General features: G+C 38.3%; 15 protein-coding genes. 6 read left to right on the top strand and 9 right to left on the bottom strand.

Annotation, left to right across the window (positions count from 1 at the left end):
- Positions 1-8: 8 nt before the first annotated feature.
- From B9Y87_RS16770 to B9Y87_RS16755, 4 genes are all read right to left on the bottom strand, one after another.
- Complete coding sequence (locus B9Y87_RS16770; protein WP_085500117.1) at positions 9-1,238, bottom strand: restriction endonuclease subunit S; 1,230 nt, start codon at positions 1,236-1,238, stop codon at positions 9-11.
- Positions 1,235-2,803, bottom strand: coding sequence for a class I SAM-dependent DNA methyltransferase (locus tag B9Y87_RS16765; protein WP_085500116.1), 1,569 nt, complete (start codon positions 2,801-2,803; stop codon positions 1,235-1,237). The genes B9Y87_RS16770 and B9Y87_RS16765 overlap by 4 nt, the downstream gene beginning before the upstream one ends.
- Before the next feature lie 548 nt (positions 2,804-3,351).
- Positions 3,352-3,963, bottom strand: a complete 612-nt coding sequence (locus B9Y87_RS16760; protein ID WP_085500115.1) for a hypothetical protein — start codon at positions 3,961-3,963, stop codon at positions 3,352-3,354.
- Positions 3,964-4,015: 52 nt separating this feature from the next.
- Complete coding sequence (locus tag B9Y87_RS16755) at positions 4,016-4,231, bottom strand: helix-turn-helix domain-containing protein (RefSeq protein ID WP_085500114.1); 216 nt, start codon at positions 4,229-4,231, stop codon at positions 4,016-4,018.
- A 192-nt stretch (positions 4,232-4,423) separates the two neighbouring features.
- On the opposite strand from B9Y87_RS16755, the gene B9Y87_RS16750 reads away from it, so the two are divergent.
- The 6 genes from B9Y87_RS16750 to B9Y87_RS16725 all read left to right on the top strand — a co-directional run bounded on the left by B9Y87_RS16750 (position 4,424) and on the right by B9Y87_RS16725 (position 8,427).
- Positions 4,424-4,879, top strand: coding sequence for a hypothetical protein (locus B9Y87_RS16750; RefSeq protein WP_085500113.1), 456 nt, complete (start codon positions 4,424-4,426; stop codon positions 4,877-4,879).
- Positions 4,880-4,898: 19 nt separating this feature from the next.
- Positions 4,899-5,270 carry a hypothetical protein gene (locus tag B9Y87_RS16745; protein ID WP_085500112.1) on the top strand — a complete coding sequence of 124 codons (372 nt, stop codon included), beginning with the start codon at positions 4,899-4,901 and terminating at the stop codon, positions 5,268-5,270.
- Entirely contained in the window at positions 5,267-5,611 is a 345-nt protein-coding gene (locus B9Y87_RS16740) for a hypothetical protein (protein ID WP_085500111.1), read from the top strand. The genes B9Y87_RS16745 and B9Y87_RS16740 overlap by 4 nt, the downstream gene beginning before the upstream one ends.
- 269 nt (positions 5,612-5,880) lie before the next feature.
- On the top strand, positions 5,881-6,387 hold the full coding sequence (locus B9Y87_RS16735) for an RNA polymerase sigma factor (protein ID WP_085500110.1): 507 nt from the start codon (positions 5,881-5,883) through the stop codon (positions 6,385-6,387).
- Positions 6,384-6,965, top strand: a complete 582-nt coding sequence (locus tag B9Y87_RS16730; RefSeq protein ID WP_085500109.1) for a hypothetical protein — start codon at positions 6,384-6,386, stop codon at positions 6,963-6,965. Before B9Y87_RS16735 ends, B9Y87_RS16730 begins: the two co-directional genes overlap by 4 nt.
- 55 nt (positions 6,966-7,020) lie before the next feature.
- Positions 7,021-8,427, top strand: a complete 1,407-nt coding sequence (locus tag B9Y87_RS16725) for an alpha/beta hydrolase family protein (RefSeq protein ID WP_085500108.1) — start codon at positions 7,021-7,023, stop codon at positions 8,425-8,427.
- A 246-nt stretch (positions 8,428-8,673) separates the two neighbouring features.
- Here B9Y87_RS16725 and B9Y87_RS16720 read toward each other — a convergent pair whose 3' ends face one another.
- The 5 genes from B9Y87_RS16720 to B9Y87_RS16700 form a co-directional block, all read right to left on the bottom strand.
- Complete coding sequence (locus B9Y87_RS16720; RefSeq protein ID WP_139827266.1) at positions 8,674-9,255, bottom strand: BfmA/BtgA family mobilization protein; 582 nt, start codon at positions 9,253-9,255, stop codon at positions 8,674-8,676.
- Between the two features lie 465 nt (positions 9,256-9,720).
- Positions 9,721-10,383, bottom strand: coding sequence for a P-loop NTPase family protein (locus B9Y87_RS22085; protein WP_085500106.1), 663 nt, complete (start codon positions 10,381-10,383; stop codon positions 9,721-9,723).
- A 5-nt stretch (positions 10,384-10,388) separates the two neighbouring features.
- Positions 10,389-10,841 carry a helix-turn-helix domain-containing protein gene (locus tag B9Y87_RS16710; protein WP_176225657.1) on the bottom strand — a complete coding sequence of 151 codons (453 nt, stop codon included), beginning with the start codon at positions 10,839-10,841 and terminating at the stop codon, positions 10,389-10,391.
- Positions 10,842-10,857: 16 nt separating this feature from the next.
- Complete coding sequence (locus B9Y87_RS16705; protein WP_176225656.1) at positions 10,858-11,148, bottom strand: helix-turn-helix transcriptional regulator; 291 nt, start codon at positions 11,146-11,148, stop codon at positions 10,858-10,860.
- A 127-nt stretch (positions 11,149-11,275) separates the two neighbouring features.
- Entirely contained in the window at positions 11,276-11,950 is a 675-nt protein-coding gene (locus tag B9Y87_RS16700) for a hypothetical protein (RefSeq protein WP_085500103.1), read from the bottom strand.
- Positions 11,951-11,956 lie beyond the last annotated feature (6 nt).

Raw genomic sequence — 11,956 nt, 5'->3', positions numbered from 1 at the left:
AAATAATTTTAACTTATAACTCTCAACTCCCCACTTATCAATTTTGGCAATAAAGTATCACGCAATTGAGTGAGGGATTGGATTTCTTTAGTATTTGATTTGATTTTATCAAAAATCGTCTTGACAGCAATTGAAAAATGACTCAAGCTATCCTTATCAGGAACTGTAACAGGCATATCTTTAATCATACCGGAATTAATGGATGTGACAATTGAAGAAGTACTACCCAATTTTTGGTATTTAAACGTTTTTAAATAGAAATAGAGAAATTCAGGAGTAATTTCTTTCCTCTTGGGTACGAACTGAGCAATTGCCTCATTGGAAACCATGGTTTCAGTCGCAATTCCTACACGCCCTAAGGTCATTTTAAAGCTTAGAAGTACTGTATTTTCCTGAATTAAAGGAATTTTATATTTGTCAACTGCTTCTTGTGTTAAAAATTCTGAAGTTTTTAATATGTAAACCCCACTTTTTCCTAAGTCCTTTATAGAAACCCACTTGACATCTTCTTTACTCCTTGAAAACCATTGCTCTTCTTTCCTTGGAGGAGTTCTCCCAATTTTTATATTAACTATTTCCGATAATGACTTTAATTCCCATTCAGGATTCTCGTTCTCCACAAACCAACGCTTAAACAGCGTTTGTGCCAGTTCTTCTAAGGTTTTGTTTTGCTCTCGGAGCAGGGTGATTTTTTGGTCAAGTTTCTGAATCTTATTTGCGATTTCATCTTGTTCTCTTTTATCCATGATAGGTACTGGAACCTTTTTGAAATCACGTAGAACAACTCTTGGAATAGCTGAACCAGACCGAAACCATTTGTACATTATGGTCTGAGCAACATATGAAAGAAGAAAGTATCTGTAAAAGTATGGATTAAAACCATCCTTTAATCTTACAATAGCTATTGAAGATAAAAGAACGATGTCATCAACTTGGTTATATACAAATATTAAATCCAGACATTTTTCTCCATCTTTTGAAATAAGAATATCTCCTTTTTGAGGAGAACAGCCTTGTTTTTTAAGCTTTTGAAAATCATCTTCCCTAATTGTTTTACAGTCAGTAAACACAAATTTATCATAAGTCATATCTTTTACAGAAGCCATATAACGACCACCAATAAATTGCTTTGGTGAACTATGTGCTCCATCAGTGACCACAGCAGCAATTTCATCTATTGTACCAACTCTCCAATGACTTGGAATTCTACCTATTTCAGTTTCCTTCCAATTACTCATAACTCAATCCCAATTTTAGCCAGTTGTGATTTTATTTCTTGGTCGAGCTGCTGAGCCATTTCCATTTGCGTTCTCAGTTTTTCGGTAAGAGCATCTATTTTTTCCTGAAACGGAATACCATCATCCTCTTCATCGGGAATACCTACATAACGCCCTGGGGTTAAAACAAACTTGTGCTTTTGTATATCTTTTATGGAAGCAGATTTGCAGAAGCCTTTGACATCTCTATACAATTCCTCGTTTCTCTTGGAATCACTCGATGCAGGCATTTTAGGGTTGAGCCAACTATGGTAGGCTTTGGTGACCCTCGCAATATCTTCTGGAGCAAAGGTTCTGTTTTTACGATCTATCATATAACCCAATTCGGAAGCATCAATAAAGAGCACTTCGCCATTACGCTGCTTTTTGCCTCTGCGTAAAAACCATAAACAAGCTGGAATGCCAGTATTGAAGAATAGGGCTTTAGGCAACATCACAATACATTCTACCAGATCGTTCTCTACCAGTTTTTGACGGATATCACCTTCGCCACCAGTATTGGAACTTAACGAACCGTTGGCCAGTACAAAACCGGCATGTCCACCATCTGGCTTTAAATGATATAAAAAGTGCTGTACCCAACCAAAATTGGCATTACCTGTTGGAGGCACACCGTATTGCCAACGTGCATCGTCTCGCAATTGCTCGCCGCTCCAGTCGCTTACATTAAACGGTGGATTGGCTATGATATAATCGGCTTTTAAGTCTTTGTGGGCATTATTTAAAAATGAACCTTCGGTGTTCCATTTTATGTTGGATCCATCTATACCGCGAATTGCCAAGTTCATTCTACACAAACGATACGTAGTTTGGTTGCTTTCTTGTCCATACACTGAAATATCGTCTAATCGCCCTTGATGACTTTCAATAAACTTTTCCGATTGCACAAACATTCCTCCCGAACCACAACAAGGGTCATAAACCCGTCCTTTATATGGTTGCAACATTTCCACCAAGAGCTTCACAATACTCTCAGGAGTATAGAATTGCCCTCCTTTCTTACCCTCGTTGAGGGCAAACTGTCCTAGAAAATATTCGTACACACGTCCCAAAACATCCTGACTTTTGGCTTTTTCATCTCCCAGGGCAATGGTACCAATAGTATCTATTAAGCCTCCTAAGGTCTGGGGGTCTAGATTAGTCCGTCCATAGGTTTTGGGCAAGACCCCTTTTAAGGTATTGTTTTCCGCTTCAATTAGATCCATGGCATCGTCAATCAGTTTCCCAATATTGGGCAACTTGGCCTGAGACTGAATGTAGGACCAACGGGCTTTTTCGGGAACAAAAAATACGTTTTCTGCTCCGTATTCATCTTTGTCCTCTGGATCGGCACCTACGTATTCACCTTTTCCTTCTAGTAACTTTTGGTGCAACTCATCAAACGCATCTGAAATGTATTTTAGAAAAATTAAACCAAGCACCACGTGTTTGTACTCGGCTGCATCGATATTTTTTCGAAGCTTATCTGCGGTTTTCCACAGTTTTTTTTCTAAATTTTCTGATTTTTCTTCAATTTTTTTGGCCATTTATATACTCTAAATATTAAAATCTTATGTCTTCTACAAAAAGTATTAACATGCTATTACACTTATAATAAACAAATATCCACAATCCTTGCATGTTTACCTACCAGAGCAGGCCAGATAATAAAACTGCATTTTTCATTTGAAAATTCTACCATTTTCCTCTGTTTAAAATTAAATCCAAAATTGTTCAACCAAATACGGAAAACCACAATTACCACTACGAATATCAACTTCACAGTTTACATAGCAAGCAATTCCTATTAATATATTCCATGGCAATTACACACAAATAACGACCTTAACAGGTCGCTTATTTTTATATTTTTTCGAGGGAAAGTTCTCGTAAGAGAATTCCGAATATAAGAAGATTTTTCAAATCCGGACAAGGATTTTCCGCATAAGATCGGATTTAATCTGTTGACGTGTAACGGTCACCTGTTTGGCTCGTTGCGAAAAAATCCGCAGGATTCTTTCCGCCGTAGACCTAAAGATAGCTGATTGCGGTGATTACCGCTTAGGAAATCCTATCGAATGGGCTATACACAATGTTACAAGCTGGCTTTTCCGTTCAGTTTGTTTTCCACCAGCACTTTTAACTTCCGCTGACTTTCTTTGTTATTCAAAACTATGTCGGCAACTTCGAATTCATTTATCCGCAATGTAGGATTAAGTCCGTTTTCACATGGCAGAAAGTCCCGAAAACAGTCCAAGTATGCTCTTTGTGCAGTCCGACCGCCTTCAAAATTAAAATCCGTCGCGGTTTTTGAATAACGATATCGGTCAGCTCTTAATCTGTTCGCCAAACAATATTTTCTCCAGTCCGATTTAGAAAAATTTAATTTAATACGTTTTGGATAGTTGTCCAAAGTCGCTAATCGTGCAGAACTGAAATGTTGATATTCGTCAAACTCAAATATGAAATTGTATTTCCCTCCAAAATAGGCATCACATCGCAAATATGAAGTCCGTTTGTTTTGATTTGCGAACAGGTTACCATTCAGTCCTTGAAAAATTTTATGGATATTCTTGAAATATTTCCCAAAATGGAATTCGGAATGGCTGTTTACGAACCAGTCGAATTTACAGTCCGTCTCCGCTCTTTGGTTTAGAGACTTTTCTAAAATTTCGGTTATGAACCTTTGTCTATCTCCGACGGCCATTTTTTTCAGCTTTCTTGCAACAAACGGCTAAATAAAATAATAGAATCTCAGATTACTCAGGCAAATGTAGCCCCTTGCAAACCTCGTTCAATAATTCACTAGGATCCACATCGATTGCCAAAGCTATTAGATAAAGTTCATCCACGCGAAGTTTGGTTGTTTCGTTAGAGCTTAATTGACTTAAACGAGATTTACTCAACCCAGTTCTTCTGGCAACCTCCGCCTTATTAATCGATTTCTTAGCTAAGTATAAGCCTAAATTTGTCATCCAAAATGTAATTATTGATTACATAAATTTAGAAAGTATATACGCTTGTGTAAAATTATTACACTTTTGTTTTGAATTTGGTTTAATTTTAAATACATTAGTAACGAATTTCTACACTAATGTATTCATTATAGATACGATTAGGTGAATGTTCTCAAAATATGACAAGGGGTCTTCATAAAAAATGTAGCTATGGGAAAGAAAATAAGTAAACAAGGACAAAACATTAATAATCCAGAATATCGAAAGCATTGGGAGAATCCAGAATCATCCAGAGAATCCAATTTAATTAATGAAGATACTACCAATATAGCCAAACTGGGATTAGAAGACAATGTTACTTTGGATCAAATTAATGAATTGGCCAAGGAGCATTTCCATACCTTAAAGCGCTACCCCTCCAAAAAGGAACTCTATACCGTAAACCTTATTACCGATGGCTATCTCGAAACCTCCTTTATGATTTCCAGTTTGTTAAAGGTATGCATCACGGCATTGGATGCGGAACGCACTCCAAATAGTGTTGTTCCAGAACCCGAACAGAACATTCGAGAAGTACTTGGATATGTACTCAATATGATGCCCTATGAGGAAATGGAATTCCTTGATAAAATCCGGGATATTTTACCGGATTTGGAAACCAAATGACTATCATAAAAATAAGCCGATGAAAAAGAAAAAAAGAAAAACCCTGAAGGACATTCATAAACGGCACCAAAATCTTATGGGGCTTTTAAAACAGGATCCTGGTAATCCATTAGGAAATCATACGATATCCCTAGAGGTCAAGGACAACAATGATCTGCTGTTGAACATTGCGAGCCTTCTGGAAGTATGTGTGTTTGCTCTGGACGGGAACGGATTGTTATTGTCCCCGAACAATCAAAACGTAACGAAACATGACAGCATTTGCAGGGTGCTGGAATTGGTCCTAAATATACTTCCGTCTAGTCAAATGGATTTTATGGACTACGTAACCGAAAAGCTGACCAATTTAGACAATACCACTACAAAATCTCCTAAAGATCACCAGCTATGAACCCGAACGAAGAAAAACTGATCAATAGCTTAAAGCATCAGGCAATGGACCACCATCCTACCTTAAAACCCCACACCTTCTTTAAAAATAAGTTTGAGGTAAGTCTTTTCTATGTAGATAATCATGTGGATTTGATGTTGACCGTCCGAGCCATGCTCTACCTAGCTATGAAGACAATCGACCCTGAATTGTGTGATGAGATCAATGATAGGTATGAAAAGGAATACATCCGTCAAATACTAACCATTGCCAATAGACTTTTACCACAAGGGGAGGAGGCGCTCTTGGATGATCTCAACCTCTATTATAGGCAAGAAAAATTGAGGGAAAGGTTACAATAACAATCGGAGAAGAATATAATTTGAGAGGCAAAATGGTAATAAAATCGAATTATTAAAACGACCAAAAAGAACGGCAAATAGAACCATAAACCAATATTTTCAATAGTCATCAAGCCGTTAATTAAATCGATCCGGGCTGTTGCCTATATCTATATAGCACTTGAGACCAACATTTGAAGGTTCTTGACATATATCTTCAAAAAAAAATGCCCCAAAGTGTCATATTTTTAAAGCCCTTGTAACTAATATATTAGAGACAAGATATAAGTATGGACAAAGAACTTGAAAATACCTTTCTAGAGGCATTGGAACAAAATGAGCAAAAGCTTCTTAGAATCTGTTCCGTTTACGCCAAAGATGCCGAAGATACCAAAGATCTTTTCCAAGAAGTATTGATACATATTTGGCAATCAATGCCAAATTTTAAGTTCAACTCTTTACTGTCTACATGGATATTCCGTATCACCCTGAATGTTTGTCTTCGTTTTCATTCCAAGGATATCAAAAAGCAAAAACGTTTCCTTCATATGGACAATAGCACCTTCGCCAACCTTCCATCCGAAAAGGAATATAAAGAACAGAACGAACAACTGGCACAACGAAGAAATTGTATTAAAGTACTTAACGAGGCCGATAAGGCAGTTATTACGCTCTATTTAGAAGAACTGCCCTATAAAGAGATATCGAGCATATTGGAACTGACTGAAAATACTGTTGTGGTCAAGGTAAAAAGAATCAAGAAAAAATTATTGAACTGTATAAACAAAGCCTCATGATGGAAGATGAATTGATAAAGATTTGGCAGTCCTCCCCGAATCAGGAACGGATAAAGTTTGAGAAATCCAAACTGATGATTGATGTGCAGTCCAGTTTGGATCGTTTTCATAGAACAATAAAATATAGGGATTTGATGGAAACAATTCCGGGAATTATAATAATTCCAATCTTTGTATACATTGCTTATACAATTCCTTTTACACTTTCTAAAATTGGTGCAATATGGATTATACTTAGCATTATATACATAATTATTAGGTTACAAAAAGCAAAAAAAATTAGACCAGGTTCATTTACTGAAACATACAGGGATTATCTAATTAAAACTAAGCAGTACCTCTTTATTCAAAAAAAGTTATTGGACACTGTTATATACTGGTATTTTTCACCTATTGCAATAGGTATAGTTTTATTCTCCATAGGAGCGATAAATAACATAAAAGATCTACTAGTCAATCTTGGAGGATTAATAGTGTCAGGGATTATTGTTTATATTTTGAACAAAAGAGCAATTAAAAAGCAAATTACCCCTAGATTGAAGAAAATTGACGAACTTCTAAAAGTTATGGAAGAGTAAAACCCATTGACAAATATTTTTTTATACTTACAAACAAATCTAATATTCACTAGAAATGAAAATACTAAGAACACTTGTAGCCATACTAACCTTCACGATGTCGCTAACAGCCTTTGGGCAAGATATTACCGGCCAATGGAACGGCCTTTTAAATATTCCAGGTTCTCCTTTAAGATTGGCCATAAACATTACCAAAACGGACCAAGGCTATACTTCCACCCTGGACAGTCCGGACCAAGGTGCCTACGACATTCCTGTAGATACGACATTATTTATGGGTTCTACCATTAAATTAACTGTGGTCAAATTGGGAATCCAATATAAGGGGGAGTTTGCAGACGATTCCTTTAAAGGAACTTTTATACAGGGAGGAATGACATTGCCATTGGATTTTTCAAAGGATAAGATCGAAAAAACTGCGGTAAAAAGGCCTCAGGAACCCCAAAAGCCATATCCTTATCTTGCAGAAGACGTAAGTTTCCAAAATGTTGATGCCAACATCTCTTTAGCGGGTACTTTAACCATGCCCAAAGAACAAGGAAAGTACCCTGCAGTGGTGTTAATAACAGGTAGTGGCCCGCAAGATAGGAACGAAGAAATCGTAGGACATAAACCCTTCCTCATTATTTCCGATTATCTAACCAAAAACGGAATTGCTGTTTTAAGGTTTGACGATCGAGGTATTGGGCAATCTACCGGTGATTTTGCAAGCGCGACCTCTGTCGATTTTGCATCCGATGTAAAGAGTGCCGTAGCCTATTTAAAAACCAGAAAAGAAATCGATGTCACTAAAATTGGTTTGGTAGGTCATAGCGAAGGCGGCATGATTGCGCCCATGGTAGCTGTAGAATCCAAAGACATAGATTTTATTGTTTTAATGGCAGGGCCAGGAATATCGGGAGATAAGTTATTATCCTTACAAGGAAAATTAATTGAAAAAGCCTCTGGGATATCCGAAGCCAAAATAAAACGATCTGGGGAGATCAGGGACGAAATGATTGCTATGACCCTTGCATCCAAAGATATTAATTCCTTAAAAGCTGACTTAAGAACTTACTTGACAGAGGAATTTCAAAATACGGAATCCAGAGCATTATTGCCTCTAGGAATAACAGAGGAACAGTTTATTTCTATGCAGATAAATTTTATGGCCACACCTTGGATGGCTAATTTTTTAAAACATGATCCGGCCATTGTATTGGAAAAAGTGGACTGTGCCGTATTAGCTATAAATGGGGAAAAAGACTTACAAGTACCGCCAAAAGAGAATTTAACAGCAATAGATTTTGCATTGAAAAAACAGGGAAACAAAAAAGTAACTGTGATGGAGTTTCCCAATTTAAACCACTTATTTCAAGAATGTGAAACAGGTTCTCCCAATGAATATGGAACCATTGAGGAAACGTTTTCTCCAGTTGTTCTTACAGAAATGACCAATTGGATCTTGAAACAAGTGCAATAGTCCACTTGCCATTATGGTAAATCAACTTTTTAAATGCATTCGGAATCAATTATTCAACAAAAAACATCCAGGTTTTAAAAACTAGTACTAATCTATTGCATCTTAATTTTACTTCAAACTTTAACATTTAAACCCCAAATCCTTACCCAAAAACTTTGCGCATGGATCCTAATTCGATTTTATAGTGTTCGGAAAGATAAGCGTCATGTAAAATCGAATTAGGGCGCACCTACTCATGATTGGGACTCAATAGATATACCGGCCCAAATACTCCCTTTTTAACCTTTCCAATTCATCGGCCTCCAATTCAACTCTAAAGTAGGGTTTGCCAAAGGTTGGTTCCACAATAGAAATTTTGCGCAATACTTCCCTGAACTTTTTTCTATCCTCATCCCTCCCCCTAACAGCCTCATTGTATTTGGCAATGGGAACAACTTCCTCCTCCATGCGCCATTCCTCCTTGGTCATCTTTATGGTGTTCCGATTCAAAAGCAAAGGCTGTTGTTTTTCCTTCTTCTTAGGAGCTACCCCGTCGAAAAGACTTTTAAGTATATCGTGTGTAGGCTTAAGGTATTTTCGTTCCAGATCCCTTAAAAGTTGTTCAATATAATCGAACCTGCCATCGAGATAAACCTGATACTTGATAAAGCTACTAATCACCTGGCTCTTAGGGGTAATATTGGCCTTCTCAAAAAAATCGATCATCGTATCAATGGTGTCCGAATGGGACTTTGCAACGGTCTTGGAATATTCCCTAAAACGTTCCGCTGTTATTCTATTGATACTAATAGCCGAAAAAGTATTTTTTCTCTTGACATTTCTTTCCATTACAGTAAATTTTATCAGCATTCATTGGGGTTCACCCATCATATGGTGCAAATTTGCGTTACCAATTATTTTCGCCAAAAAGCCAAATATTATTACCATATTGATTTTCAGTGCTTTATAAGTATTGTTTTATATTTAAAAAATTCGGCTACAGTAATTTTTGTCAATGAATCCAATGTATTACAAGTGTTTTTAGTCAATTTGCCACAGTGAAATCCATTTACACTGAATTTAAATAACTGATATTCAACAATTTAATAATAGTAACGTCGCTTCAGCGCGTTACCCTCTTGCTATTCCAAACCTTATACGCTACGCTACCGGTTTTCGAATACCCCAAAATGAAGGCACCAAAGAAAAATTATGTAGGATAATATGCTTCATTTTTTGCCTCTCTTCTTATGGCCCATAATCCCCTTTTAAAACCTTAACAACCACCTTTAAGTCTATTTTTCTTTTCACCAGCTACTTTCTCCGACTGGGGCCGTCCAACTTTAAAAGGTTGAACATCCTTACAAACCTGTCCGAGATCTGCCTCCCGTACCGGTCCTCTATTTGGGAAGAGTTCAGATTGGTGGTGATGTGCGTTTTTGTCCCAAGGTCCTCAAAATTGCGGTAACGGTTGAGCAATATCCTGACGAATATATCCTCTTTTCCATACTGGTAAACATTGTTCGCCACCGTTTCGGATCCCAGGTCATCGAACAGGAAGGTTCCCTTGGAATAGTAGTCTATGACATCGTCCTTGTTCTTTTCTGCATTGTACTTGTCCACCACTTCCTGGGCACTGATGGATGGGAACCAAAGTGCCCGGAGACCATATTGTCTAGACATGTTCTGGATGATCTTAAAACTCGATGTCTTTCCGGTTCCATAGTAACCAAAGACCATCAATCCCTTCCTCAGGGAGATATTTTCAATTAGTTCGAATGCAGGGTCCCGGTTCCAGTACCTGCAGAAATGCCCGAGGAAATTTTTGTTGGTCCCGTCCACTTCAAAGTCGAGATCTATGCGGGCATAAAATTCCTGTGCCGCCCTGAAAAAAACTTTTTTAAAAATTTCCGGGGAGCATAACGGTCTTGGTTGCGTTTCCTTTCTCCGAAAATGTTCCGACCATCCCTTTTCCATATCGATCACTCCAATATTGGACTTCTATTTTTATTTTCTTCTTTTAAAAAGGTAAATTCTTTTTTTCCTTGTTTTGTTACTTGTTTAGTATACTCGACATTTTTGTCCATGCTGCCTGGACATTTTTGTCTAGGCAGCCCGGACACTCTTGTCAGGGCAGGGTCGCCCATTTTAAACCCAAAACGGAGCAGACTTCTCAGGTATCGCTTCCTTCCGTTGAAGGAGGTCTCCTCAATCCAGCCCAGGGATTTCAGTTCGGAAATGTACCTGCTGACCTGTCGTTCGGAAATATGCAGGAAGGAGGCGATGTACCTGTTGGACATATAGCATTCCCTCCCGTTTTCCGTAAAGCTGTGTATCTCCAAGAAAAGGATCTTGGCATACCAGTTCACCTCTTTGTTTAGATAGATCGATCTGGGTATCCAGATGCCCTGAAAATTCCTTTCCGTGGGTTCCATGCCAATGGACATCCGTTTACCTCCTATTCTTTATTAGAGACTCATTGAACCTATGTTCCAAGGTCTCATCGGAAAGATCGGGCTCCCCTAGGAGCCATGCGTCGATGGTATCCTTGTCGAAGAATTTCTGGCGTATATTGGGGTTGTTGCCCATGGGGATGAGCTTCTGTTGTGTAAGTTTGTAGATCTTGCTTTTGGAGAGTCCGGTGTATTGTGCCAGGTCTTCCACATTGAGCGTTTTTTTGTTGTGGGCCAATAGCCCCTTGATCTGTGTAAGTAGTGTTACCACATCCTGTTGATTTTCCATTATCGTATTTTTAGGATTTTGAAGAATGTGCAACCGGCCGATCGCTCTTTTGTACGGGACAAACATATGGCAACAGATATGCACATGTCAATACGATAATCGGGGTTTGGGAAGGATTATGCTATAATTATGCTTTGCCCAGCATCTGTTTTACCAATTTCCGTTGGTTCTTGGAATTTGTCTTTTCCTGATCGGCCTTCCAAGAGGAGAAACTGGACTTTAGGGTATTGGGGTTGATCGGTTCACCGTTCATAAGAAATGAGTTTTGTAAAAATTGGAAGAATTCCTGTTTCCGTTCTCCCGTTATCTCGGTAATTCCCCCGACCATGATCTCATCGAACAGGACAAAAAGTAAACGGTGGTTTGCCGATTCCCCGCTTTTGTTGCCCATGGTAAAGTTGATCTTGGTAAGGACATTCCTGCCCAAGAGTATGCGTTCGAGTTCCTTTTGCCCATCAGGGTCCAGATCCAAAAGATGGAACTTCATCCTTGACCTTTTTAACCGCTCCATTGTAAAACCATGTCCGTCCTTGGCCATATGGGATTCGGACTCATAAAAAACGGCCACCCAAAGTATGGCCAGAACCAAGGCCAATAACAACCCAAGATATATCTGATAATGGTCGATAAGCGACCTAAAATTGATAACGACGGAAACAAGAAGTATGAACAGGATATATACACAAACAAGGAAAAAAATAAGGTTTCCCCTATTGCCACCGATCCGTTCGTTCAGAAAATCATTGGTGGCGGTCCGTACCCTGGCAAGTGCCTTACCGGCGTTTTGGATGAATTTTTCCATTGAGAT

The organism is Arenibacter troitsensis (assembly GCF_900177645.1).
Taxonomy (GTDB): Bacteria; Bacteroidota; Bacteroidia; order Flavobacteriales; family Flavobacteriaceae; genus Arenibacter; species Arenibacter troitsensis.
This window is presented reverse-complemented; position numbering and strand designations above follow the sequence as displayed.